Source organism: Spiroplasma citri (assembly GCF_001886855.1).
Taxonomy (GTDB): domain Bacteria; phylum Bacillota_I; class Bacilli_A; order Mycoplasmatales; family Mycoplasmataceae; genus Spiroplasma; species Spiroplasma citri.
The window spans coordinates 1,560,282-1,585,883 of sequence record NZ_CP013197.1; the positions used below are offsets into that span (position 1 = coordinate 1,560,282).

33 protein-coding genes, 1 pseudogene and 1 other annotated feature are annotated in these 25,602 nt (G+C 26.7%); of the genes and pseudogenes, 9 read left to right on the forward strand and 25 right to left on the reverse strand.

The features are described from left to right. Nucleotides 1-124: 124 nt before the first annotated feature. The 5 genes from SCITRI_RS09130 to rplJ form a co-directional block, all read right to left on the reverse strand. Nucleotides 125-376, reverse strand: coding sequence for a hypothetical protein (locus SCITRI_RS09130; RefSeq protein WP_015979230.1), 252 nt, complete (start codon nucleotides 374-376; stop codon nucleotides 125-127). After that, on the reverse strand, nucleotides 376-525 hold the full coding sequence (locus tag SCITRI_RS09135) for a hypothetical protein (protein ID WP_015979229.1): 150 nt from the start codon (nucleotides 523-525) through the stop codon (nucleotides 376-378). The genes SCITRI_RS09130 and SCITRI_RS09135 overlap by 1 nt, the downstream gene beginning before the upstream one ends. A gap of 109 nt (nucleotides 526-634) precedes the next feature. Further along, nucleotides 635-784 (reverse strand): hypothetical protein, encoded by a 150-nt coding sequence (locus SCITRI_RS10425; RefSeq protein WP_155522075.1) that lies wholly within the window; start codon nucleotides 782-784, stop codon nucleotides 635-637. Between the two features lie 302 nt (nucleotides 785-1,086). Further along, nucleotides 1,087-1,452 (reverse strand): 50S ribosomal protein L7/L12, encoded by a 366-nt coding sequence (gene rplL, locus SCITRI_RS09140; protein WP_071938017.1) that lies wholly within the window; start codon nucleotides 1,450-1,452, stop codon nucleotides 1,087-1,089. Between the two features lie 55 nt (nucleotides 1,453-1,507). After that, the gene (gene rplJ / locus SCITRI_RS09145) at nucleotides 1,508-1,999 is read right to left on the reverse strand and encodes a 50S ribosomal protein L10 (RefSeq protein WP_071938018.1); all 492 of its coding nucleotides are present in this window, start codon (nucleotides 1,997-1,999) and stop codon (nucleotides 1,508-1,510) included. Between the two features lie 72 nt (nucleotides 2,000-2,071). Continuing rightward, nucleotides 2,072-2,179: a sequence feature (ribosomal protein L10 leader region), on the reverse strand. A 407-nt stretch (nucleotides 2,180-2,586) separates the two neighbouring features. Here rplJ and SCITRI_RS12245 point away from each other — a divergent pair. The 3 genes from SCITRI_RS12245 (at nucleotide 2,587) to SCITRI_RS09155 (ending at nucleotide 3,212) form a co-directional block, all read left to right on the forward strand. Next, nucleotides 2,587-2,709 (forward strand): hypothetical protein, encoded by a 123-nt coding sequence (locus tag SCITRI_RS12245; protein WP_257785681.1) that lies wholly within the window; start codon nucleotides 2,587-2,589, stop codon nucleotides 2,707-2,709. Nucleotides 2,710-2,812: 103 nt separating this feature from the next. Then, nucleotides 2,813-2,992 (forward strand): hypothetical protein, encoded by a 180-nt coding sequence (locus SCITRI_RS09150; RefSeq protein WP_147077704.1) that lies wholly within the window; start codon nucleotides 2,813-2,815, stop codon nucleotides 2,990-2,992. Then, on the forward strand, nucleotides 2,961-3,212 hold the full coding sequence (locus SCITRI_RS09155; RefSeq protein WP_071938019.1) for a hypothetical protein: 252 nt from the start codon (nucleotides 2,961-2,963) through the stop codon (nucleotides 3,210-3,212). The genes SCITRI_RS09150 and SCITRI_RS09155 overlap by 32 nt, the downstream gene beginning before the upstream one ends. Here the strand turns inward: SCITRI_RS09155 and SCITRI_RS09160 are convergent. Further along, the gene (locus tag SCITRI_RS09160) at nucleotides 3,199-3,555 is read right to left on the reverse strand and encodes a lipoprotein (protein WP_071938020.1); all 357 of its coding nucleotides are present in this window, start codon (nucleotides 3,553-3,555) and stop codon (nucleotides 3,199-3,201) included. The two genes, SCITRI_RS09155 and SCITRI_RS09160, sit on opposite strands and share 14 nt — an antisense overlap. 52 nt (nucleotides 3,556-3,607) lie before the next feature. Between SCITRI_RS09160 and SCITRI_RS09165 the strand changes: the two are divergent. Further along, nucleotides 3,608-4,580, forward strand: a pseudogene (locus tag SCITRI_RS09165) (IS30 family transposase). A 634-nt stretch (nucleotides 4,581-5,214) separates the two neighbouring features. Here the strand turns inward: SCITRI_RS09165 and SCITRI_RS11910 are convergent. The 19 genes from SCITRI_RS11910 to rnmV form a co-directional block, all read right to left on the reverse strand. After that, nucleotides 5,215-5,373, reverse strand: coding sequence for a hypothetical protein (locus tag SCITRI_RS11910; RefSeq protein ID WP_237237960.1), 159 nt, complete (start codon nucleotides 5,371-5,373; stop codon nucleotides 5,215-5,217). After that, nucleotides 5,342-5,881 (reverse strand): two-component regulator propeller domain-containing protein, encoded by a 540-nt coding sequence (locus SCITRI_RS11915; RefSeq protein ID WP_237237961.1) that lies wholly within the window; start codon nucleotides 5,879-5,881, stop codon nucleotides 5,342-5,344. Before SCITRI_RS11915 ends, SCITRI_RS11910 begins: the two co-directional genes overlap by 32 nt. A 143-nt stretch (nucleotides 5,882-6,024) precedes the next feature. Then, on the reverse strand, nucleotides 6,025-6,867 hold the full coding sequence (locus tag SCITRI_RS11920; RefSeq protein WP_237237962.1) for an FtsX-like permease family protein: 843 nt from the start codon (nucleotides 6,865-6,867) through the stop codon (nucleotides 6,025-6,027). After that, nucleotides 6,839-7,018, reverse strand: coding sequence for a hypothetical protein (locus SCITRI_RS11925; RefSeq protein WP_237237963.1), 180 nt, complete (start codon nucleotides 7,016-7,018; stop codon nucleotides 6,839-6,841). Before SCITRI_RS11925 ends, SCITRI_RS11920 begins: the two co-directional genes overlap by 29 nt. A gap of 44 nt (nucleotides 7,019-7,062) precedes the next feature. Continuing rightward, nucleotides 7,063-7,266 (reverse strand): hypothetical protein, encoded by a 204-nt coding sequence (locus SCITRI_RS11930; protein WP_237237964.1) that lies wholly within the window; start codon nucleotides 7,264-7,266, stop codon nucleotides 7,063-7,065. After that, nucleotides 7,235-7,546, reverse strand: coding sequence for a hypothetical protein (locus SCITRI_RS11935; protein ID WP_237237965.1), 312 nt, complete (start codon nucleotides 7,544-7,546; stop codon nucleotides 7,235-7,237). The genes SCITRI_RS11930 and SCITRI_RS11935 overlap by 32 nt, the downstream gene beginning before the upstream one ends. Nucleotides 7,547-7,667: 121 nt before the next feature. Beyond that, the gene (locus SCITRI_RS11940) at nucleotides 7,668-8,552 is read right to left on the reverse strand and encodes an FtsX-like permease family protein (RefSeq protein WP_237237966.1); all 885 of its coding nucleotides are present in this window, start codon (nucleotides 8,550-8,552) and stop codon (nucleotides 7,668-7,670) included. A gap of 239 nt (nucleotides 8,553-8,791) precedes the next feature. Continuing rightward, nucleotides 8,792-9,049 (reverse strand): hypothetical protein, encoded by a 258-nt coding sequence (locus SCITRI_RS11945; protein ID WP_237237967.1) that lies wholly within the window; start codon nucleotides 9,047-9,049, stop codon nucleotides 8,792-8,794. A gap of 261 nt (nucleotides 9,050-9,310) precedes the next feature. Further along, the gene (locus SCITRI_RS09180; RefSeq protein ID WP_237237968.1) at nucleotides 9,311-11,407 is read right to left on the reverse strand and encodes a cation-translocating P-type ATPase; all 2,097 of its coding nucleotides are present in this window, start codon (nucleotides 11,405-11,407) and stop codon (nucleotides 9,311-9,313) included. 17 nt (nucleotides 11,408-11,424) lie between these two features. Continuing rightward, on the reverse strand, nucleotides 11,425-11,628 hold the full coding sequence (locus SCITRI_RS11950; protein WP_237237969.1) for a P-type ATPase: 204 nt from the start codon (nucleotides 11,626-11,628) through the stop codon (nucleotides 11,425-11,427). Continuing rightward, a complete protein-coding gene (locus tag SCITRI_RS11955; protein WP_237237970.1) occupies nucleotides 11,613-11,975 on the reverse strand; it encodes a cation-transporting P-type ATPase in 363 nt (120 codons plus the stop codon). Before SCITRI_RS11955 ends, SCITRI_RS11950 begins: the two co-directional genes overlap by 16 nt. A 205-nt stretch (nucleotides 11,976-12,180) precedes the next feature. Then, on the reverse strand, nucleotides 12,181-12,774 hold the full coding sequence (gene budA / locus SCITRI_RS09185; protein ID WP_237237971.1) for an acetolactate decarboxylase: 594 nt from the start codon (nucleotides 12,772-12,774) through the stop codon (nucleotides 12,181-12,183). Beyond that, nucleotides 12,710-12,907, reverse strand: coding sequence for an acetolactate decarboxylase (locus SCITRI_RS12540; protein ID WP_374941390.1), 198 nt, complete (start codon nucleotides 12,905-12,907; stop codon nucleotides 12,710-12,712). Before SCITRI_RS12540 ends, budA begins: the two co-directional genes overlap by 65 nt. Before the next feature lie 105 nt (nucleotides 12,908-13,012). Continuing rightward, nucleotides 13,013-13,903, reverse strand: coding sequence for a class II fructose-1,6-bisphosphate aldolase (fba, locus tag SCITRI_RS09190; RefSeq protein WP_071938021.1), 891 nt, complete (start codon nucleotides 13,901-13,903; stop codon nucleotides 13,013-13,015). 327 nt (nucleotides 13,904-14,230) lie between these two features. Further along, on the reverse strand, nucleotides 14,231-15,064 hold the full coding sequence (gene mutM / locus SCITRI_RS09195) for a DNA-formamidopyrimidine glycosylase (RefSeq protein ID WP_071938022.1): 834 nt from the start codon (nucleotides 15,062-15,064) through the stop codon (nucleotides 14,231-14,233). Nucleotides 15,065-15,169: 105 nt separating this feature from the next. Next, nucleotides 15,170-17,779, reverse strand: a complete 2,610-nt coding sequence (gene polA / locus SCITRI_RS09200) for a DNA polymerase I (protein WP_071938023.1) — start codon at nucleotides 17,777-17,779, stop codon at nucleotides 15,170-15,172. A gap of 68 nt (nucleotides 17,780-17,847) precedes the next feature. Next, a complete protein-coding gene (locus SCITRI_RS09205; RefSeq protein ID WP_071938024.1) occupies nucleotides 17,848-18,594 on the reverse strand; it encodes a GHMP family kinase ATP-binding protein in 747 nt (248 codons plus the stop codon). Nucleotides 18,595-18,596: 2 nt separating this feature from the next. Further along, nucleotides 18,597-19,445 (reverse strand): 16S rRNA (adenine(1518)-N(6)/adenine(1519)-N(6))-dimethyltransferase RsmA, encoded by an 849-nt coding sequence (gene rsmA, locus SCITRI_RS09210; RefSeq protein ID WP_071938025.1) that lies wholly within the window; start codon nucleotides 19,443-19,445, stop codon nucleotides 18,597-18,599. Beyond that, a complete protein-coding gene (gene rnmV / locus SCITRI_RS09215) occupies nucleotides 19,406-19,963 on the reverse strand; it encodes a ribonuclease M5 (protein ID WP_071938072.1) in 558 nt (185 codons plus the stop codon). The genes rsmA and rnmV overlap by 40 nt, the downstream gene beginning before the upstream one ends. Nucleotides 19,964-20,091: 128 nt before the next feature. On the opposite strand from rnmV, the gene mreB (SCITRI_RS09220) reads away from it, so the two are divergent. From mreB (SCITRI_RS09220) to mreB (SCITRI_RS09240), 5 genes are all read left to right on the forward strand, one after another. Continuing rightward, nucleotides 20,092-21,141 (forward strand): rod shape-determining protein, encoded by a 1,050-nt coding sequence (gene mreB, locus SCITRI_RS09220; RefSeq protein ID WP_071938026.1) that lies wholly within the window; start codon nucleotides 20,092-20,094, stop codon nucleotides 21,139-21,141. A gap of 259 nt (nucleotides 21,142-21,400) precedes the next feature. Beyond that, entirely contained in the window at nucleotides 21,401-22,456 is a 1,056-nt protein-coding gene (locus SCITRI_RS09225; RefSeq protein WP_071938027.1) for a rod shape-determining protein, read from the forward strand. An 83-nt stretch (nucleotides 22,457-22,539) separates the two neighbouring features. Next, nucleotides 22,540-23,271: a hypothetical protein gene (locus SCITRI_RS09230; RefSeq protein ID WP_071938028.1), complete on the forward strand. Its 732-nt coding sequence runs from the start codon at nucleotides 22,540-22,542 to the stop codon at nucleotides 23,269-23,271. Nucleotides 23,272-23,440: 169 nt separating this feature from the next. Next, complete coding sequence (mreB, locus tag SCITRI_RS09235; RefSeq protein ID WP_071938029.1) at nucleotides 23,441-24,484, forward strand: rod shape-determining protein; 1,044 nt, start codon at nucleotides 23,441-23,443, stop codon at nucleotides 24,482-24,484. A 53-nt stretch (nucleotides 24,485-24,537) separates the two neighbouring features. Beyond that, on the forward strand, nucleotides 24,538-25,596 hold the full coding sequence (gene mreB / locus SCITRI_RS09240; protein ID WP_071938030.1) for a rod shape-determining protein: 1,059 nt from the start codon (nucleotides 24,538-24,540) through the stop codon (nucleotides 25,594-25,596). The last annotated feature ends 6 nt before the right edge of the window (nucleotides 25,597-25,602 follow it).

The following is a 25,602-nucleotide window of genomic DNA, read 5'->3' on the forward strand; positions in this document are numbered from 1 at the left end:
AAGTTTATTAAAAAATAAATTTGTAAACAGTATATAGTGTAAAAATAAACAATAAAATTATTTATTTAATTCACATAAAAGCTAGTGTGCCTTAACTAAGATATATGATCGATTATAATAAATATTAAAATCCTTTAACCATAACACGGAAAAAGTTTAAGATTTTAATAATACAAAATATAGCAAATGGAATTAATATAATTCACGCTTCACCTAAGAAAACCATTATCTCAGGTAAAATATTTGTTATACCTTCTTTAACTTTTCATAATGCACTAGATAAACCAGTTCAAATACCAGTCATACCCTCAGACATAGTTTTAGGTGTAGATGCTGTTAAAAAATTAAACGCTGTTGTTAAATACATACCTAACATTATTTATTACTCTCCTTTCTTTCAATTTCTTTTTTATCTTTTTTCTTTCCTCGAATTTGACGAATTTTTTGGTAAATTAATAAACCAAAATAAAGAAAAATTGCTAATACAATAACAACACTAAATATTGTCGTTAATCAAGTTGGCATAATATATCTCCTTTCAAAATTTTTAAATATCGCGTCACGCTCCGCGTGTTCGCTACGCTCAAAATAAACTATATTGAATAAATTACCGCTAATAAATTACGCGGATAATTTATTCATTTTCTTTTACATTATTAATTACTATCTTATTTACAGTATTAATAACAATATCTTTTCCATACTTAATTACTAAGGACCGCAAAATAAAATAATGTTTCTTTTCAATAAAAAATCAACTCCTTTCAGAATTGATTTGTTGCACTTCGATTACAGGATGCAAGTAAAAATAAAGCTGATAATTGCAAGTTTAGTAAAATTGTTACTAAATATTTTTAATAGATTTTGTTTTTAAAAAACTAATGCGGATTAAAATACTAATAATGAAAAAATAAAAATTCAAATAAAAATTGATGAAAAGATATTATTTATAAAGTTAATAAATCTATTAAAAGTGATATTAGATAAAGAATTTATTAACATTTTTCCCTGCTCCTATATTTTTACACAGTAATATTTTACAAAAAAAAGCAAAGGTCTATTTTTGCTTTTTTTAAGAAAATTAAATTATTTAAGATCAACTGAAGCTCCAGATGATACTAATTGTCCTTTAATTTCTTCTGCTTCTTCTACTTTTACTTTTTCTTTAATTACTGCTGGTAATTTATCAACAATCGCTTTTGCTGCCATTAATTCTTTTCCAGTAATTTCTTTAACTAATTTAATAATTGCAACTTTACTTGGTCCTGTATCTGTTAACACAATATTAACCTCTGAAGGCCCCGCTGCTGCTGATCCTTCTACTGGAGCTGCAGCAACTGCTGCGGCAGCTACAACACCAAAATGATCTTCAATTGCTTTTACTAATTCATTTAAATCTGATAATTTCATTTCTTCTAATGCTTTAATAATATCATCTTTTGATAATGCCATAATATTTTCCTCCTCATTAAGATTTTTTTATAAAATGTTTGAATAAACTAACTAATTATCCACTTCTTGTTTTAGCAATTTCTTTAACTGCTATTGCAAACATACGTAATGGGTATAATAAACTTGCTCCAAACATTGATAGTAACTCGCCTTTTGTTGGTAACGCTGCAATTTCAACAATCGCTTTTGTGTCTAAGACTTTACCCTCATAAATTCCAGCTTTTAATTTTATTGCTGGATGTATTTTTGCAAATTTCGCTAAAGTTTTTGCGGCAGCCATCTGTTCACCTGTACCAAACGCAAAAGCATTAGGACCTGTTAAAAATTGGTCTAATTCAGCAAATCCTGCTTCTTTAGCAGCCAAACTTACTAAGTTATTTTTATATACTTTAATGTTTACATCTTGTTTTGTAAGCATTCTTCTTAGTTCTGTAAATTCAGCAACCGTTAATTTTTGATATTCGACAATAACCGCTGAATTAGCAGTTTTAAAGTTATTAACAATTTCATTAACAACTGCTTTTTTAATTTTCATTGCTGGCTTCATTTTTCGCCTCCCTATAATAATTTTAAAAGCAAAGGCAATTAATCCATTTGGCTAATTGCCTAAAACATTATTTAAATAATATAAAAACATGTCATTGTTCTATATCTCAATAATGCCTCGGCAACATAATTAAGATTTAATAAAATCCGTTGCTGTCTATGGTATTTTGATGACTATGGTACAATACCAATTAACATAGTATTATAATTTTTGTTAAAAGTCAAATAAAAAATTTATTTGCTCGAATATTATTTTAGGTACCAGTTTAACAATAATTTTAGACTATTTTTAAAAATAGTTAATCATTAAACCGCTTAATTTAAAAGTATCTTATTTACATATTTATTAAAACATACTTCTTGAAAAAAGGGAATACTAAAATGAGAATATTTTTAAAATATTCTTTTTTTTGTAAAATTAAGGACTTTTAAACTAGTATCTTACTGCTGTTATTTCTTTTAATTCTTTACTAATCCCAGTAGTATGATAATCCATTACAGGCATACTTCCTTTTTTAGGTTCATATAAAGAATTATTAGCGTTATGCATTTTGTAATTGAAGTGCAAAAAATAAACTTTGAAAGGAGTTGACTTTTTATTGAAAAAAACATTATTTTATTTTGTGGTCCCTAATAACTAAATATGGAAAAGATATTGTTATTAATACTGTAAATAAGATAGTAATTAATAATGTAAAAGAAAATGAATAAATTATCCGCGTAATTTATTAGCGGTAATTTATTCAATATAGTTTATTTTGAACGTAGCGAACACGCGAAGCGTGCCGCAATATTTTTAGAAAGGAGATGTAATATGCCAACTTGATTAACGACAATATTTAGTGTTGTTATTATATTAGGTATTTTTGCTTGAATTGGTTTATCAATTTATCAAAAAATTAAACAAATTCGAGGAAAGAAAAAAGAAAAAAAGAAATTGAAAGAAAGGAGAGTAATAAATAATGTTATGTATGTATTTAACAACAGCGTTTAATTTTTTAACAGCACCTACACCTAAAACTATGACTGGGGGTATGACTGTTATTTGAACGGGTTTGACTAGTGCATTATGAAAAGTTAAAGAAGGTATAACAAATATTTTACCTGAGGTAATGGTTTTCTTAGGTGAAGCGTGAATTATATTAATTCCATTTGCTATATTTTGTATTATTAAAATCTTAAACTTTTTCCGTGTTATGGTTAAAGGATTTTAATAAAAGAAATATTACTATTAGATCTTTTGTTTCTTCCTATTACTATATATCATTTATCATTTTTAATGTTAATTTCTTTTTGTAAATTTTCATTTGATATATTAAAAATTAATTTTCAATTACTACCTTCTGGTGGTTTTTGTGGATTATATGATGGTTTTGGTGTCGGTTTATTTTCTTCATTATTATTTGGTTTTTCAGATTTTTCACAACTGATTAGTGTTGTTGTGCTTGTTGCGGTTAATCCGATTGTTCCTATTATGCTAAGTCATTTTTCATATATATTGCTCCTTTTTATTGTTTTATATATAATTGATTTTATCTTATATCAATTATATATCAATTATTCGTATTAAATATTAATTTTATAAGTTAATGAAAGGTATATAAATGTTATGTATAGTCATTTAAGTTTTATGGATAAGGTTAAATTAAAACAATTATTATTATCAAAAATGTTTTTAAAAAAGAATGGTGAACAGAATATTTCTGCAATTGCTAAATGTTTGAATAGACATCGTAGTACTATTTTACGAGAAATTAAGCGTTTTAAAACTACTGATGAATATAGTGCTTATAAGTCAGATAAAATGTATTATGAGAAAAGAAAAAAGAATAATAAAAGATGTAAGTTTACGGAAGAACAGATTAATTTTATGAAAATTAGACTTAATAAATACTATGATTCACCATCAGAACTTATTTATCGTTATTTTTTAAAATTTGGTGTTAAATTTCCTGCTTGTCTTAAAACTTTTTATAAATCAATTCCTTTAGATGAATTTGGATTAAAAAAAAGAAAATTTACGATATAGTGGTAAAAAATTTAAAACAAAAGGAAAATCTGATAATAGTGGTAAATTAACTGATTTTAAGTCAATTTGAGATATTGAAAATAAAGTTTCTAATGTTGGTTGATTAGGAATGGATACTGTTGTTGGAAAAAACCATCAATCTAGTTGTTTAGTTTTAGTAGAACAATCAAGTAAAAAATACTTTGCAATAAAATTAGAAAATCATACTGCTAGGGAATTTGATAAAAAGTTTAAAGATATTGTTATAAACAATAATTTAATTGGAAAAATTAAAGGAATAATAACAGATAGAGGTAAAGAATTTAGTAAATGACGAGAAATGGAAATATTTGCTGAAACACAAGTATATTTTTGTGATGCTGGAAAACCTCGTCAAAAACCTTTAATTGAAAATATGAATGGTGAGTTTAGAAAATGATTTCCTCTTGGAACTGATTTTAATAATGTTAGTCAAAAACAAATTGATTGAGTAGTTAATAATGTAATAAATGAAAAACTTCGACCGTGTTTAAATTGAATAAGTGCTAAAGAAATGTTTTTGCAGAATATATAAACAATAAATATTTAAAAATGTATATTAAATTATAAAATATGTCATTAAAATAATAATATGTATTTATTAATTAAAATTAATAAATTATTTTTTAGTGTGTTTAAATATGGATAAAATAAAAGAAAAATTAAAATATTTTTAATTTTTTTTAAATTTATGGTTGATTTTTGTAATTTTTATTATATTATTTAATTAATAAAGATTTGTTGCGCTTCATTTTACATAATTCAACCAGAAGAACTTAAAAAAACATATCCTAAAACTTCAATAGCTAAAGTATCTTTTTGTTTTCCTACAGGAGGAACAACAGGTGCTTCGTAAACTTGAAAAATAAAAGGACCTTTATTATTATTAATAAAAATATTATCATTTTGATCAAAAGTAATGGCATGGACAGAAGTTCCAAAAACATTAGTTTTTTCAAGCTATTTTGTTCTATTTTTTAAAAATACATTCCCACAAGTACTGTTGAATAATAAATATTATTATTTGTATCAATAGCAATAGACAACTTTGTTTTATCTAATAAACCAACGTGGTTTCTTAATTCTTTTTTAATACTTGAATACACATGGTTACCAAAATAAATATTATTCTCTTGATCAACAGCAAAGGCATAAATTAATTCATTTAGTTAATGTTCATCAACTAAAATAGGCATTTTTAAATTTTGAATTGAAAAAAATTTAGCTTCATTAGTAGTAAAATATAAATTATCGTTATGGTCAATAACTAAAGCAAAAACTTTTCCATCAAGTTTATTAATTATTAGTACCTTCTTCATCATTAACATTAAATTTTTCAACTCTAGTTGCGCCTGATAATAAATAATAAATTCCAGCAAAAGTTCCTAAATACAAAGTATCATTGCTATCTAAGGCCAGAGCAGTAATATGATTATCATCTAATTCATCATTTAAGCCCTCAATTTTAACAATTGAGCCATTATTATAATAAATATATGCTTGATAATCTTCGGTTGCATAATAAATATTATTTTCTTTGTCAACTGTTAAAGCAATAACATTATCATCAATCCCATTAATTTTTTTTACTTTTGTTGCATCATTAGGTAAAAAATAAATTCCTTGTGAAGTTCCAAAATAAACTATATTATTATTAGAAATTTTAATTGCATTACGAGAAATATTACCACGCCCTTCAATTCTTGTTTGAATATATTGCTTTTCATTAAAACTGAATGGAATATTACGACTATAATAATTAGTAACTTGACTAAAGGCTAGATTTTGAGCAAAAATAGAACTTGCAATAATACAGAAAGTATATATCTTTTTCATTGTTATCTTTTCCCACTTCCCTAGCAATTAATTTTACTTATCATAAATTAGGCTAACATAATAACTATATATTTAGTTTAACAAAAAAGTTAGTAAGAAATTAATAAATTTTTAAAAAATGTTGTTTAACTAAACAACATTTTTTATTCCATAGTAATATTTATTAATTTATTCTTTTTAATTTTTCAAATCCCTACTCCAATTACTGAAATCAAAATAAAGCCAATTGCTAATGTTGCTATTGAAACAACATACGATGAGAAGGAAAGAATTAATAACATTCTGGTACTTTTAAAGACAATATTAGCAATAACATTCCATAACAATTGGGCAATAACATAACTTAAGACATAACCTAGGATAATTGCAAATAAATAAAAGCCTAAGACAATTGTAATAATTTTTCATGTTGGATAGCCAAGCACTTTTAAAATTAAGATTGTACGGCGATTTTCATCAAGCACCATAGCAATTAAGACTGATAAAATTAAAGCAACAATAGCAATTGTTAAACCCTCTAAAACATTAAGAACATCACGAACAGTTCGCATTCCTTGTGAATAATTTTCTCGTAAAGTATCAAATGGCCATATCTTATTAAGGCCATTTAACAATTTTAAATTTGTTCTTAAATCTAAAGCATTTTTAAGATCTAGCTTTTTGTTATTATCAAACATTGTAAAATCATAATTATCAGTTAAAGAAAACGATGAGATAATACGATAAGGTTGTAATGTTACTCCTAATGGGCTAGCTCGAGATGCAACAACATTATAATAAGAATTTGGTAAAAATTGTTTTCCTTTTTTAGTTAAATTAACCCATTGGTTCATAACTGTAACTAATGAATCTTGATTCATATAAATATTTCCCGAACTAATATCAGCATCATTTGAACCAATCACTTTAAAAGCAACTGGAACATACCCAATAGCATTTGTAATTCGAACATTTAATTTAAAAATATCACCTGAAACTAAATTCATAGATTGATAAACCCGTTTTGCTAAGAGAGCTTGGTATTGGTTCATTAATTGGAGCATTTGGAGCATTACCAGTAGGCTCTTCACTAATTTTATAACCAAAGACTTCTTTTTGTTCAATATCACTTGGTGTTGTTTTCAAACGATAATTCAATAATTGATTTCGCTCTGTTTCATCACTTGTTAATCCAACAACATTTAATTGTGAAACCGGATTTTTGAATTTTTAGTATCATCTGGACTTCAACCCGCTGCTAAAAAATAATATGGAAAATCATAATTTTTATCATAGACCATATATGGTCTTAAATAAATATCTGGATATTGGCCATTAATTGTCGTACTTAAACTATTAACCAAATTAATTTCACTAATAATTAATTGTTTGAATATCAGCTTCACTTATCCCTTTTTCAATTAAAAATGGTTTCATAAGATTAATAATTTTTACTAAATTATTTCATCTATTAATTCATTCTCCAGACTCATTATCCTCAACTTTATAATTAACAATTGCCTTAACTGTTGTTGAACTTATATATGGGTATCTGTTTGTTTTGTCATCATAATTAATCTTACTTCGAGCAAGAGTTGGGCCGCTTGGATCCCCAATAATATTTAATAAATCACCACAATTTTTTTCATATTTCTTGAGTCTGAACCAGATAAACTTCAAAGACATTTTAACGGATTTGAAAAGTTAAATGTTTTATTATCATCAAGAATTTTTACCTCATGGTAATAGTCCTTGCGCTTATCAGCAATAATCCACAGATAAAATTTACCATTGCAGCAATATCTTGTTAATCATAACTAGCAATTAAATATGATTTAATATCATTCTTAAAATAGCGGAAAGAGTCTTCAACAATTCCTTGTGCCATTACCCCTGCATCCAACTGGAAAATTAATAAAAAGAATGAAAAAGCTAAAACAACTAATACCATAATTCATTTTCCTAAAGATTTTAGAGCAAAGGTAAATGATAAATGAACATTAAATGTTAATCCAAAATGAGCATATTTACGACCTTTTTTTATTTTTTTAGGACGAAAACTTAAATTAGAACCTTTTAAATCATAAATCAAATCTAGCTCTGTCCGACTCAAAAGAACAAAGGAGATTAAGAAAGGCGTCCCAATGAAAATAAGTGGAATAAAAATTGTTGCTGAAACAAAAATTAGTGGATTAAAATAAAATGATGATAACGGTAATCCTATCGAATATAAATTTGAGCCAGTGAAATACATTTGGAGAGGAATACTTAAAACTCACCCTAATAAACAGCCAATTAAAGTTGTAAAAATAATGCTAAAAGTAAAAATAAATGATAATTCAAAACGATGATATCCTAATGATTTTAAAACTCCAATTTGTTGTTTTGAATTAGTGATATCTTTTTTAATGAAAAAAGCAATAATAAATAAAATAATAATTGAAAAAACAACAGCAATTGAAGTATTAATAATAAAACCAATATTTGTTAACATCACTACTTGTCCCGGCAATGATGCTTCAAAAGCAACAATTGCATTATCCGGCGCTACAAAATAATTGCTTAAAACTTTTCGTAACAAGGTTATTTTTTGTGGCTCAGTTAAATTGCCAGTAACATTAATAAAACCAGTAATTTTTTCAGTTTCATTTGAAAAATTTTGTTTGATAGCATTAAAATTAATATCATTCATAAACAATACTGAACCATTTTTTAAATCAATAATTTTATGACCCGTAACAAGAGTTGATAAACTTACTAAATCTGGATAAATATTACTATACTTAGCCCCATAACCAATAATATTAAATTGTAAATTTTGGCTGTTTCCTAAATTAAAGTGTCCACCAAGTTTTAAATGATTATAATCAGCATATTGTTTATTTAAAATAATATTATTTTCTGTTAAATCACTAATATGTTTTCATTTCTTTACTTCAAAAAGACAATTAAACGGAGTATAAAAATATTATTACCTCGCCAACTATAGCCGTTATATAATAAATTTTTGTTTTTGTTAATAGCAGTAGCATTAAAATATTGAGTATCTTTTGCTAAATTATTTGCAGTAAATTGATAATCAACATTAAAACTAAGTTCTAATTTCTTAATATCATTTAAGCCATTTTTAACTTGAAAAACAGTTGAAAAAAGAGCTATAAAGGTTAAAACTGCTCCAACAATAAACAAAATTAACCCAATAAATTGAGTTATTTTTTTGTAAACCCTCGCGTAGCCTCTTTTGCAAGATTTCACATAGTATTTTTTCTCACTTCAAGAATTATTAAGTTAATTATATAAGAAAAATAATGAATTTTAAAAAAATATTCAAAAACTTTAATTGCTTAATAAACAAATTAAAAGTTTTTGAATTTACTTAATCCTTGGATTCATTACCTTTTATTCTTTTCTTGAACAAACTTAATAAAATAATTTTCAATTTTTATTTTTTTACCGTCTAATTAATTTACGAAATGCATCATATCCTAATAACATTAATAATGGAAGCACCATCATTCCTAATGATACTACCGTCATTTGCCAAGATAACAGTGGTGATGTATCAAATTTATACTCTTTCGTTGTTGTTAAAAAAATTAAGTTTAAGCCCGGCGTATATACCATCAAGAAATTTAATATTAAGGCAATTAATGAAGCACCTAATAAATAATAATTAGTTGGAGCCACATTATACTGTGTTTTAATTCGATAATTTGGTAATTGAATTGCAAAAGCAAAAATTACTGGTGAACAAGCCATCACTAAAATTGTCGCAATTTTAGCATCTTCAATATTATGGAAAATATTTTTACCAATGAAAAATGTACCAATGACACTAGCAGCTGTCACAAAAGCTAAATATAGAATTGTAACTAAACTATTGGTAAAAAAAGTTTCTTTCTTACTTCGTGGTTTTTCCAACATTAATCCATTATCATTATTTCCTAACCCGATTGAAATTGACATTAATGTTTCAATAACTAAGTTAAATCATAAAATGTTAACAGAATCAAATGGTTTAATTTTAGTTATAACCGAAATAATAATAAAGGCTAACACATTTGCTAATTGTGCAATACAAACAAAAGCAATCACACGTTTAATTTTATGATACACATTTCGTCCCTCTTCAACACCGCGAATAATTGTTGAAAAATTATCATCTTGTAAAATAATATTTGCAGCTTCTTTTGAAACATCTGTTCCTGTTATTCCCATTGCAACACCAATGTCAGCTTTACTTAAACTTGGAGCGTCATTAACCCCATCACCTGCCATTGAAACAACATAGTTCATTGATTGCAAACACTCAACAATTCTTGTTTTGTGATCAGGATTAACTCGTGCAAAAACTGATACATCACGCAGTTTTTCTTGTAATTTATGATTATCCATTTTGTCAGTTTGATGACCAGATAAAACATTTGCTTCTGAAACTGCTAATCGCAATTCTTTAGCAATAGCTAAAACAGTTGCTTTATGATCTCCAGTAATCATAATCATAATTACTCTATTCCCTACTTCATGCGCCTTTCTAACCGCTTCAACAGCCTCTGGGCGGGGTGGGTCAATCATGCCAACCGCACCTAAGAAAATTAAATTAGTCTCAATTTCTTGCTGATCTTTTTTCTTAAAAGCAAAGGCTAAAACGCGTAATGCTTGACTTGATAAATCTAATGCTTCTTCTTGAATTTCTTCCTTCATTGCTTCAGTTAATGGTACAATTTCATTATTTAAATAAATTCAATTACACTGCATTAATAATTGGTTAAGAGCAACTTTTGTATAAACAAATTCTTGCTTATCAACATGATTAACAGTTGACATTAATTTTCGGTCAGAATCAAAGGGAACTTCTAAAACACGAAGATATTTTTCACGATATTCTATTTCACTAATTGTAAATCTTCTTGTAAAATCAATTAAAGAAATTTCGGTTGGATCACCAATTCGTTCATTTTTTTGATTAATAGCATCATTACATAAAGTTAGACAATTAATAAAATGAAAAGCTGCCTTATTATTTTGTTGATAATTAAAATCATTTTCTTTAAAAATTTCATTATTGAAAATAATCTCTTTAACGGTCATTTTATTTTGCGTCAAAGTTCCTGTTTTATCTGAACAAATAACATTAACTGAGCCTAATGTTTCAACGGCATCTAACTTTTTAACAATAACATTAACTTTTGTCATTCGCTTTACTGATAATGATAAAATAACTGACACAATGACAATTAAGAACTCCGGGATAACAGCAATTGCAATTGTAACCGATGTCATCAAATTAATTGGTCAACTATTTTCATCAGTTAATAAAAAGAAAACAAAAACAAAAATTGCTAATAAAATTGCAAAAATACTGACAACTTTTGTTAATTTTGTTAAGCGTAACTGCAGTGGTGTTTTTTCTTGTTTTGTTTTAACAATAGCAGCAGCAATTTTGCCAATTTCACTATCAACAGCATTTGCAACAATAATTCCAACTGCTCGACCATTTGTAATAAAATTTGACATAAAAGCCATATTAGTCTGTTCTGCTAACACTAATTTTTCTTTTAAAATTATTTCACTATTTTTTCAACAGGAACTGATTCACCAGTTAAGGCAGCTTCATCAATTAATAAATTATTTGCTTCTAAAACGCGAATATCCGCTGGAATATATTTTCCTGCTTCTAAAATAACAATATCCCCAGTGACTAATTCATCGACTGGGATTTCAAAAATTGCACCATTTCGTTTAACAATCGTTACTGGAATTGTCATTTTTTTAAAGAATCAAGGGATTTCCTTGCTTTAATTTGTTCAAGTGTTTGAATGAAGGCATTTAATAAAACAATACATAGGATCACAATGAAATCTATCACATAAATTCGATTATTAACAACTTTTTCAATAATAACCGAAGTAACTCGTGCAATAATTAAAATAAGAGATAATGGATCTAATAATGAAACTAAAAAAATTAAAATTCAATGTTTGTTTTTAGGTTTTGGTAATTCATTTTTTCCATTTTTAATTAGTCTTTCTTTAGCCTGCTTTGAAGATAATCCAACATTTAAATTGCTTCTAAATTCTTGTTCTAATTCTTTATCTGATTTATTAAATCACATCTTTTTATAATGCCCTCACTTTCTAAATTTATTATTTATTATTTAAAAATTTAATTTCATAGTTTTTAATTTACTTTACATATTAATTTTATAATATAAATGCTTAAATTACTAAATTTATTTTAAAAATATAAATTATTAAAATATAATTTTAAATAAAAAATCTTAAAGTTCTTAATTAAGAACTTTAAGATTTAAGATAATTCTATTTTTTGGCATTTTCTGCTAATTCAATTTCCTTTTGTACTTCAAAAGCCCGTAAATTTTTTTCCAAATATTCTTTATTTATGGGTAATTCTAAGTTAATTTTTGAAAAATAGCATATCTCAACAATACGTCAATCTAATTGGAAATCAAAAACATGACTCCCAGTATTTTTTTCAATATTAATAAAATGACAATGGAAACCATTAACTCCCAATGTATTGGCAAAAGATGGGGTTCAAAAACCAACAATATCACCATTAGTATTTTTAACATTAAGAATTCCTTGCTGTTCTGATGCTTTTACTAAGGTTGGATATGGTTTTTCTTGTCACGAAACAGTTCTTGTTTTTATTTCTGAAAATAAACCATTAATTTTAATCCCATAAAATAAATTTAAACTTGGTAAATTTTCAACAATAATTTTTTGAATTTCTTCATAACTAGTTGGTTGTAAGATATTAATTTTTTGATGTTCTTCAAAAAATGCCATAACAGCAAATGGACTCGTCATATTCGCCGTAACTTTATTAACTGTTCCATCTGATTTTAATTGATACCCCTCACCATCTAGAACAATTAATTCACCATCCAAATGGTCAAAAGGTTCCTAATCCAAAATTACCTTGCTTTAATAACGCTTCAAACTTAATCATACCGTCAAAATTTCCAGCGACTAAACTTGTTATTGTTGAAAATTGATAAACATTACTAAATTTTTCAACCATAACTAATAAAACTCCTTCTTCTAATAAACTTTATATTTAAATTGTTTATTAGCATTATTTAAACATAAAGTTAAAGAAAAAAACATTTCATTCTTGAAATGTTTTTTATGCCTTACCTTTGCATCCAAATCATGATGTTAATTCATCAAATGTTGTTTTAATTGCTTCATATCCAGGTCTTAATAATTTTCGTGGGTCAAACCCTTTTCCATTTTCTGGTTTGTCTTTTCCCTCTTCAATATATTTTCTTGTGGCAACAGCAAAAGCAATTTGTAATTCAGTATTAACATTTATTTTACTAATTCCTAATGAAATCGCCTTTTTAACTTGTTCTTGTGGAATTCCACTACCACCGTGTAAAACCATTCCAATTTTTGCAGCAGCTTGAATATCTTCTAAAGCTTGAAAATTTAAACCTGGTCATCCTGTTGGATAAGGACCATGAATATTTCCAATTCCTGCAGCAAGGAAATTAATTCCTGTTGCTACCATTTCTGCAGCTTCTTTTGGATCACCAATTTCACCAGCACCAACTACACCATCTTCTTCTCCACCAATTGTGCCAATTTCAGCTTCAACTGATACAGCATTTATTTTTGCATATGCTACTACTTCTTTTGTATTTTTTAAATTTTCAGCAAATGGATGGTGACTACCATCATACATTACTGAGGAAAAACCAGCATCAATTGCCATTTTACAACTTTCTACTGATTGACCATGATCTAAATGTAATGCTGCTGGAACCGTAATGTCTAATGAGTCTAATAACGCATTAACCATTGCAACAACTAAATTATAACCTCCCATATATTTAATTGCTCCTTCTGAAGCTCCTAAAATAATTGGTGTTTTTGTTGCTTGTGCAGCTTCTAATAAAGCTTTTGTTCATTCTAGGTTATTAATATTAAAATGACCAACAGCATATTTATTTTGATGTGCTTTTTTAATTAGTTCACTAGCATTAACTAATCTAGCATGATATTTTTGTCCCATAATTCTTTTTCCCTTCTAATATAAAATATTACGTTAATATTATAAACTTTTTATTTTAAAAAATAGTATAAAACAAAGGAATTTATTAATATTTGTCTAATTTACCAAAATTTACCAAAAAGAAAGAAAAAAAAGAATTTTTAGAATTCTTGTTCCCTTTTTTAAAAATATCGTGTTATAAATAAAGTACTATATGGCAACATATAGTAAACAAACAGAGCTTATCATTACCTGATGGATGGGCCTTCTAAAAGGTAATACCCAAAGATAGGTATCCGTCAGTAAATAGTTTTTTCTAAAGGGCATTTCTACTCAAGAGATGCCTTTTTATTTTAATTTTTGGCAATAATTACAAAAATAAGTTCCACGTCCATTAATAAAAATTTTATCAATTAATTGATGGCAATTAAGGCATTCCATTTTATTTCGCCCATGTACTTTTAATTGTTGTAAAAATTTACCATCCATCCCTGGTTCAGGATGGTAAGTTGCAATTGTTGTCCCTCCTTCATCAATAGCTTTTTGCAAAACTAGTTTTGTATTCTCAATAATATTTTGATAATCTTGATCAACTAAATTTTTTGTTATTTCACCAGGATGAATTTTAGAGGCAAATAAAATTTCATTGGCATAAATATTCCCAATTCCAACAATAACATTTTGTTCCAATAATGTTGTTTTAATTGGCTGCGATTTATTTTGTCAAGAATTTTTCAAATATGAAACTGTAATCTTTTCATCAAATGGTTCATATCCTAACTTATTCAATGGTGCTTGTTGTAAATAATCATTTTTACTATATAAATGCATTGTTCCAAATTTCCTTGTATCATGATAGCGCAATTGAAATTGATGATCAAGTTCAAATAAAACCATAATATGTTGTCATTCGCCAGGTTCATCTTTTGATGTAAAATAATATTTGCCTTCCATTCGTAAGTGACTAATTAAAACATAATCATCCAATATAAATAATAAATGTTTTCCCATTCGATCAATTCGATTAATTTTTTGTTTAACAATCTCTTTTATAAATTCCTTTGAATCAAGAGGATATTTTATTATTTTATTTCAAAAAATTTGACAATCAGTAATTGTTTTTCCAACAACATGTTTTGTTAAAATACGACGAACCGTTTCAACTTCTGGTAATTCTGGCATATTGTTCCTTCTTTCTTAATTAATAATTTAATTTTATTTTTATATCTAATAAAAATCAAGATGCTAATAAGTAATCAAAATTATAAAAAATAATATAATTTAATCTTATTTTAAATCATATCAGCTTAAACCAGTTTTCATATCAACTATTAACTTTACATCTAATTTAGTAGAATCTTCCATTAATATTTTAACAATTTTTTGCACTTGAATTAATTCAACTTGCGGAATTTCAAAAATTAATTCATCATGAATTTGTGCAATAATTTTTGCTTTTAAATTTAATTTTAAAAACTCTTGGTCAATATTTTTTAAAGCAATTTTAATAATATCTGCCGCACTACCTTGAATTGGCATATTCATTGCAATTCGCTTTCCAAATTCACGTTGCATATAATTCCGATCATTAATTTCTGAAACATAACGTTTTCGATTAAAAATTGTTGTAACATAGCCATTTTGTTTACAAAACTCAACTTGTTTATCAATAAAAGCCTTAATTGTTGGAAATTGCTGATAATAATTATTGATTATTGCTTTTGCTTTTGCAACAGAAATATTTAAATCAGTTGCTAAACCAAAGTCACTAATTCCATAAATAATACCAAAATTAACAGCTTTTGCGCTACGACGAATATTTGGAGTAATTTCATCTTTTGATAAATTAAAAATTTTCATTGCAGTATTAGTATGAATATCTTCATTGTTATTAAAAGCAGCAATTAAATCTTGGTCTTTTGACATATGTGCCAAAATTCGTAATTCAATTTGTGAATAATCACAAGATAATAAAATATTATCTGGTGATGAAACAACAAAAATTTTTCGTACCTCTTTTTGGATATGATCACGAATACTAATATTTTGCATATTAGGCTCCACAGATGAAAGTCTGCCAGTATTTGTTAAGGTTTGTTTATAAATTGTATGAACTTTCCCATCAGCAAAAATATATTTTTCCATCCCTTTTAAATAAGTTGAATATAATTTTTGATATTTTCGATAATCTAAGATCTTTGGAATAATTACATGGTTATTTTTTATTTCTTCTAAAGTTTCTTGTGCTGTTGATCCTTTTTTCCGATCAGGTAAAGAAAAATTTTGAAATAATAATTCTGAAATTTGTTTTGGGGAATTAGGATTAATTTCTTTTTGTGCAATATCATTAATTTCATTATTTAATTCTTGAACAATTTTTTCAATTCGTAAGGTTTGTGTTGTTAATTCATATTGGTCAACTTTAACGCCATTAATTTCCATTCGTGCTAATGCAAAAGCAATTGGTAACTCAATATTATGATACAAATCATATTGTTGATTAGTTTTTAATAACTCAATAATTTTTGGTCTTAATTTATGAATATATGATGCTTTTTCGCCAATAAAGTGACCTAATTTAATTACATCAGCAGGAATTTGTTTTTTAACCCCTTTTCCATAAAAAAATTCATCAGTTAAAATTTGTTTTTTCTCAAATAAATTAATATAAGTATCTAAACTATTTTTTGCATTTGAATTATAAACATAACCAGCCAGCATCATATCATACTCAATATTTTGAACAAAAATATTATCACGAGCTAAAGCAACAATTAAACTTTTTGCATGATAAGTTAACTTTTGATATTTATTATCATTTAAAAATTGATGTCATAGTTTATCATGCTTTGCATGAATATAATCAAAATAAAAAACGCCTTTGGAATTAACAATTCCAAATCCAATAATTTCCGAAGTGTGATAATTTTCATCTAATAGTTCTAAATACACAGTAGTATTGTTTTCATTAAATTCAGAACGTCATTCTTCAATAATTTTTACTTTTATATTTGAGTTTTGGATATCATTATCTTGATTATTAAATAGTTTTGTTACAAATGAATTCATATTATATTTTAAATAAAATTGCATTAATGTTTCGTGATTTGGTGAAAATGAAGTGAAAGTAAAATGCTCTAAATTAATATCACAAAAAATAGTAGCTATTTTTTTGCACAATAATGCACTTTCTTTATGATTCAATAAATTTTGTTGTAAAGCACCCTTAATATGTTCAATATTATCATATAAATTTTCAATTGAATGATATTCCTTAATTAATTTTATTGCTGTTTTTTCGCCAACTTTTGGAACACCCTTTAAATTATCGGAAGGGTCACCCATTAGCCCTTTTAAATCAGGAACTTGTAATGGTTTAATTCCCCATTTTGCTATTAAAGCAGCTTCATCAATAACATCAGCACTATCGCCTTGACGTGGCACTAAAATATTTGTTTTATTAGTAATTAGTTGGTATAAATCCTTATCACTGGAAAAAATATCAACATAAAAATCTTCTTTTTCAGCCAACATTGCTAAACATCCTAATAGATCATCAGCCTCATATCCTTCTTGCTCTAAATATGGAATTTGATAACTATCTAAAAATTCCTTTACAATTGGAAATTGTACAATTAATTCATTTGGTGTTTTGCTCCGACCATCTTTGTAATCAACTAATAAATCATGACGAAAATTCTTTTTTCCTTTATCAAAAGCAACAACAACACTATAGTAGTTATTTGCTTTTAATATTTTATTTAGCATATTGGTAAATGCATAAACAGCATTTGTTGGTGTTCCATCCAAACTTTTTAACATCTCGCCATTATAAGCTGTGGCATAAAATGCTCTAAAAAGCAAAGAATTTCCATCAATTAACAATACTTTTTTCATTTTACAATCTCCTCATTTATGTCCAATTATAGCCTAATTTAATTTTAAAATATACTTTAAAACTTAAATTATCAAACCAAAAAAGCACCACCACTACCAGAAAGCATTACATTTGAATACTCTTTCTTTAATGTAAGATAAAATTGCTTTAATTTTGGATTAATTTTGAAAGCGGGCTGTTGTAACATATTAAAATAAAGATTATTAATTATTTTTTTTGTTTTATAGTATTGATAATTATGGTCAAATTCTTGATAAACATCTTTTGTAATTGATGAAATTTTTGAATCAATAATTTTAAGATTTGAAATTTGATAGTTATTAATTTGATGGATTGTTAAATACTTAATTTTATGGCCATAACCTGAGACTATTGCTGGCTTTTCTAAATAAAAAAATAAGGCATCAGAACTAAGATTTTGAATTAACTTTTTAATTTTTCAAGAATAATAATTAATATTAAAAAATTGACAAATAAGTTTAATAATTGCAACAGCATTACTAGCAGAATAACCAAGACCTGAACCAATAGTTGTATTTTTAATTAAATTAATATGAACTGGGATTGATTTAAACTTAGGGAACATAGCAATAAATTTATGATAAGCTTCCAAAATAGTATTATTATTTGAATCTAGTTCTTTTTTATTGCAAGTAAAAATTGTTTGTTGACCTTGATAAGGCAATAACTCAACAAAATCATATTCTTCCTTATAAGGAAAAATAATACTTTTAATACGGTGCATTTTTTTAAATTTATGTTTATGAAAAACTTCTAAGGTTAAATTAAACTTACCATATGATCTAATTTTCATTCTTATAGTTCTCCCTTAATTTGTTTAATTTCATTATATAAAAGATAAAAATCATTTAAACTTAAATTTTCTGAACGTAAATTTAATGCATAATTTAATTTTAATAAGATATCTTCTGCTAAAGTTTTATTATTAACAATAATTGCTAAGTTATTTAAAATTGTTTTTCGCTTTGTTGCAAACATCATTCGAATAAACTTAATAAATTCTTTATCATTTATTAGCGCAGGATATTTTTTATTTAATTTAAATTTTAAAACAATACTATCAACTTTTGGTGCTGGAACAAAATTATTACGGCCAACTAAAGAAACTTTTTCAATATCACTATAAAATTGACAAACAACAGAAAGACTATTATAATTTTTTGAATTTGGCTGCGCCATAATTCGTTCACCAACCTCTTTTTGCATCATTAAAATAATTTCTTTTACTTTTGGGTTCTTTATTTTTAATAATTTAAAGATAATCGGTGAAGTAATATAATAAGGAATATTGGAAATAATACTAATTGGATTATTATCTAAAAATTCTGTTAAAAATAATTTTTCTAAATCAAGGGTTAAAATATCTGCTTGAATAATAGTTAAATTCTGATCTTTAAATTTTAATGTTAAGTATTCCACTAAAGTTGAATCAATTTCAACACAAACAAGTTTATTTGCTTTTAATAAAATAGAACTTGTCAAAGCCCCCATTCCTGGGCCAATTTCTAAAATATTTGTGTTTGGTAAATCAAATGCGCTATCAACAATTAAATTAATAAAATGAGTATTTGTTAAAAAGTTTTGTCCTTTGCTTTTTTTAACAACTATCCCTTCGGCACGCATTTCTTGGTTTTGTTTCTTCATTGTTTCTCCTTTAAAATATCAATTAAATCTTGCTTTTTAACATTCATATAATTTAGTCATTTAAATGTTGTTTTATTATTAGTTGGCATTAAGTTATAATACTTAATAATTTTTTCACGCTTTAATTTTGAGTCAACTAAATTAATATAATCACTTCATAATAAATTATCAACTGGCTGATTTGAAAAACTAATTAAATTATTAATACTGTTTTTAATCGCAATTTCAGATGCTTCAGCCACGCCAACTTTTTTACCCTTAATTGCATCATTCTTACTTATAAAAGCATGAAGGCAGTTATTTTCCAAATAATCACTAATAATTTGGCGTAATTTTTGCCCAGGATAATCAGGATCAGTAAAAATAATTATTTTATTGTTTAAACTAATTTTTTTAATCAATGCTAACTTTTCTTTTGTAATTCCACTACCACTGGTTTCAATTGTTTTAATGTCAGGAAAAATACTTTTTAACTTTGTTGAATCGGTCTTACCTTCAACAATAATAAATACTCCCATTTTATCCTTCACTCCCCGATAAACACCTTTTTCATTTACTTATCATGATTTTATAGTATAATTATACTAGACTATTACATTAAAATAATCATAAATTTTAAATATAGGAGTAGGAGGCAAAAAGAAATATGGCTAATTATAAATTTGGAAAAGACTACTCGTTTTTAACATTAGACTTAGGTACAGCTAATACGGTAGCCTATGTATCAGGTCAGGGAATTGTTTACAATGAACCTTCGATGATGGCATATGACACTTTAAACAACTCATTAATTACCTTAGGAAATGAAGCATACAAAATGGTTGGAAAAACGCATGATCATATCAGAATGGTAACACCTCTTGTTGATGGAGTTATCTCAGATATGGAAGCAGCCCAAGATTTACTAAAGCACATTTTTAGTAGATTAAAATTATCAGGAATTTGAAAAAATTCACTAGTAATATTAGCATGCCCAAGCGGAGTTACCGAATTAGAACGTGGTGCTTTAAAAGCTATTGCAAAAGATATGGGAGCAAGTCACGTTTTAGTAGAAGAAGAAGTTAAACTAGCAGCATTAGGAGCTGGCATTAACATTGGTCTAGCTCAAGGAAATTTAGTAATTGATATTGGTGGAGGAACAACAGATATTGCAATTATTTCAGCTGGTGATATCGTAATTTCAAAATCAGTTAAAGTTGCTGGAAAACAGTTAGATCAAGAAATTCAAAAATATATTCGTGTTGAATACAATGTGCTAGTTGGAATTAGAACTGCTGAACAAATTAAAAAAGAAATTGGTGCATTAGTTAAAATAATTAATGAAAAACCAGTTCGTGCCTTTGGTCGTGATATTATTACGGGGTTACCACGAGAAATATTAATTAAACCTGAAGAAATTAAAAACGTTTTATTAGCCTCTTTTTCAAGAATTACAGACTTATTGGTAGAAGTGTTAGAACAAACACCACCAGAATTAGCTGGTGATGTTATTAGAAATGGAATTACCATCTGTGGTGGAGGCGCTTTAATTCGTGGAATTGTAAAATATTTTGAGTCAATTTTCCAATTAAAAGTAAAAGCTGCAAATGATCCATTAATGTGTGTAATTGAAGGTGCTAAAACTTACGAAAAAAATTTAGGTGCTGTAATTGAAAGAATTCAGTTACTTGATGCAAATGAATACAAAATTTCATAAAAAAGTATATTTTTAAAATATACTTTTTTATTTTTTAAGACATTAATACCATAAAAAATAATTAAAATTTTAAAAAAAGAAAAAATAGACTTGAAATAATCATTTTTAATTGCAAATTATACCAGATTTTATATAATAAAATTAATTGGTATTGAATGTTTTATAACAAATAAAGGGTTTAATATTTAAGAAAATTATTATGTTATTATTATTGCTATGTTTTTTAACGAAGCAATAAACGGAAGGAGACATTTTAAAGATGGCAATATCAGACGTATTGAAAAATACATTTAACATTTCGCCAAAAGCACCCCGGAAATTCATTGCTATCGATTTAGGAACTACTAATTCGATTGCTTATGTTGCTGGGAGAGGCATTATTTTTAATGAAGCATCAGTAATGGCATATGAAATCGGAACTAAAAAACTAATAGCATTAGGTAATGATGCTAAAAAGTTAATTGGAAAAACACACGATAAAATTGAAATTTACTCACCATTACGTAATGGAGCAGTTACAAATTTAACTATTGCAGAAGAATTTATTCAACAAATAGGAAAAAAAGCAAAGGTAGCTGATTTATGAAAAAATGCTATTGTTTTAATTGCATGTCCCAAAAATGTTACAGACTTAGAAAAACAAGCAATAATCAAAATGTGTAAAAATATCGGTGCTGACTTTGTAAAAATTGAGGAAGATTCATTAATGGCTGCCTTGGGAGCCGGTGAAAATATTTTTGCACCAAAAGGAACTTTTATTTTAGACATTGGTGGTGGAAAATCAAGTTGTGCTATTATCTCAGCTGGTGGAATTGTTGAAAGTAAATCAATTAAAACTGCTGGAAATTATATTGATGAAGAAATCTTAAAATATATTCGGGCAAAACATACCATTTCAATTGGCGTTGTTACTGCTGAACAAATTAAAAAACAAATTGGTTCATTATACAAAACAAAAGAAAATAAAAAAATGATTATTTTCGGCCGTGATGTTGTAACAGGAATGCCAAAAGAAGCAGAGGTTTTAGATTCAGAGATTAGAAAATTATTAATAAGTATTTTTTCATCAATTACACAATTGATAACCGAAGTTTTAGAAAAAACTCCGGCTGAATTAGCTGGTGATGCTGTTGCTAATGGAATTTTAGTTACTGGAGGATGTGGCAAAATTGCAGGAATTAAAGAATTTTTATCAAATTATTTCCAAATTCCCGTTCGTGTAGTTAAAAACGCTGAAACATCTGTTATTGATGGATGTATTGCTTACGAGAAAAAAAATAGAACCGACTTAATTGAAGAAAACAAAAAAAAATAGATAAGTTTAAAACTACTTATCTATTTTTTTATTATTAATTTTTAGAAAAATGATAAAATTATATTATATAAGGTGAGGCAATAATGAAAAAAGTATTATCATTTTTAACAGCACTAACTTTTATAATGCAAGTAGTTAATTCAGTTGTAAGTTGTTCAACAATTGATGTACGAATTCGCCAAGCTTTGGCAAATTGAACTTATACATCAAAAACTGATCAACCAATTTTTGGGACAGTTTTTAGTTCTGACAAAACAATTAATGAGCCATATTTTTCATATTGATTTATTCAGCAAATTTTAACTTCGTCTGGTTACATTAATATTGATAAACCATGAAATCAATTACTAAACAATAGCGGTATTGCCTGGCCTTATCCCAGTTCAACAAATATTGAAGAAATTTATAGTGATTGATTTAATTCTACCATTACCAGTATTGAAGAAGGTAAAATTAATATTTCTGATTTAAAAACTTTCTTTGTTTATATGACAATTTATAATCCAATTATAATTTTATCTTATACACAAATTTTTAAATATGAATATAAGGATGACCAATCAGCAATTGAAATTAAATACCAATATAAAACTCCAGCTGATATTAGTACTTATATCACAAAGTTAGTTAAAAAATATCTAACTTTTTTGAAAGAAACAGTTGAAGTTAAATATTTAAAATTAACTAAATATTTTTTAACAATTGATGAAGCAAAACAACGAATCGAAAATTTAGTCAATAGTTTAATTAGGATTTTAACAATTATGTCACCCACTTTTGTAATTCCTTTAAGTATTAATACAAACCAGTACTAAACTTAATTATGGAATAATTTTTAGGAAAGATTAGGATTTATGTTATAATTATTTTGTATTGTATTCTCTATTTGAAAATAAATATAGAGACTTGCAATTCATTTTATTGATTAATCAAATATATTAATCTAACTAATTAATTTAACAAGAAACAGGAGGACAAAATTACATGGCTTTATTTAATAGTGCAAAAAAACCGGCTTTCGTTTCTATGGATTTAGGAACTGCTAATACATTAGTATATGTTTCAGGTTCAGGAATCGTTTATAATGAGCCTTCAATTGTTGCTTACAGAATTAAAGAAAACAGAATTATTGCTGTAGGAGCCGAAGCTTACAAAATGATTGGAAAAGGAAATAAGTCAATTCGTATTGTTAGACCAATGGTTGACGGAGTTATTACAGATATTCGTGCAACAGAAGCACAATTAAGATATATCTTTACAAAATTACGTATTACAAAACAATTAAAACATTCAATTATGTTATTGGCTTGTCCATCAGTAATTACTGAATTAGAAAAAGCTGCTTTGAAAAAAATTGCTATGAACTTAGGAGCATCGAAAGTTTTTGTAGAAGAAGAAGTTAAAATGGCTGCATTAGGTGGCGGGGTTGATATTTACAAACCTGCTGGAAACCTAGTCATTGATATGGGGGGAGGAACAACAGATATTGCTGTTATGGCCTCAGGAGATATCGTATTATCAAAATCAGTTAAAGTTGCTGGAAACTACTTAAATGATGAAGCACAAAAATTCATTCGTTCACAATACGGTCTAGAAATTGGATCAAAAACTGCTGAACAAATTAAAATCGAAATTGGGTCATTATCAAAATACCCTGATGAAAGAAGAATGAAAGTTTATGGACGTGATGTTGTTTCAGGGTTACCAAGAGAAATTGAACTAACACCTGAAGAAATCAGAGAAGTATTAAAAGTGCCAGTGTCAAGAATTATTGACCTAACAGTTCAAGTGTTAGAAGAAACACCACCAGAATTAGCTGGTGATATCTTCAGAAATGGAATTACCATCTGTGGGGGAGGAGCTTTAATCAAAGGAATTGATCGTTACTTTACAGATACATTACAATTACCATCAAAAATTGGAGAACAACCATTATTAGCTGTTATTAATGGAACTAAAAAATTCGAATCAGACATCTTTGATATCTTAAGATTAGAATCAATGCATGTAAAAGAATTAAATTACTAGAATAATCATTAATTGATTATAATAGTTATTAAATTGTTAAGGAGGACAAAAACGTGAGACCAGAAACTAGACCATTTATTTCTCTTGACTTAGGAACTGCTAATGTTTTAGCATATGTTTCAGGACAAGGTGTAGTCTACAATGAACCATCATTAATGGCTTATAACAATAAAACTAATAGTTTAATTGCTTTAGGGAAAGCTGCCTATGATATGGTAGGAAAAACACACGGAGATATTAGAATGGTAACACCATTAGTAGATGGAGTTATCGCAGACATGGAAGCTGCACAAGATTTATTAAAACATATCTTTTCAAGAATGAAAATGATGAACATTTGAAAGAATGCTATTGTATTATTAGCATGTCCAAGTGGAGTTACTGAACTTGAAAGAGAAGCATTAAAAAATGTTGCTAAAGAAATGGGTGCTGAATTAGTTATCATTGAAGAAGAGGCTAAAATGGCCGCTTTAGGAGCAGGTATTAATATTGAATTACCTCAAGGTCATTTAATCATTGATATCGGTGGAGGAACAACTGATTTAGCTATTATTTCATCAGGTGATATCGTTGTTTCAAGATCAATTAAAGTTGCCGGAAATCACTTTGATGATGATATTCGTAAATACATTCGTTCAGAATATAACATTGCAATTGGGCAAAAAACAGCCGAAGATGTTAAAAAATTCATTGGTTCATTAGTTAAATACCATAACGAAAGATCAATGCAAATCTACGGACGTGATATTGTTTCAGGATTACCAAAAGAAGCAAAAATCTCTTCAGAAGAAATTAGAAATGTTTTACTAAATGCCTTTTCTAAAATTACAGATTTAGTAATTGAATTATTAGAAAATACACCACCAGAATTAGCTGGTGATATTATGAGAAATGGAATTACAGTTTGTGGGGGAGGAGCTTTAATTAGAAATATTGATAAATATTTCTTTGATATTTTCCAATTACCAACTAAAATAGCTTCAGATTCATTAAATTGTGTTATCGAAGGAACAAAAATCTTTGAAAAAACAATTAAGAAAAACATTGAAAATGGTTTATATAATTTTCAAGAAAAAGGATTATTATCAACATTAGGTAAAAAAAGAAAATAAATTGAA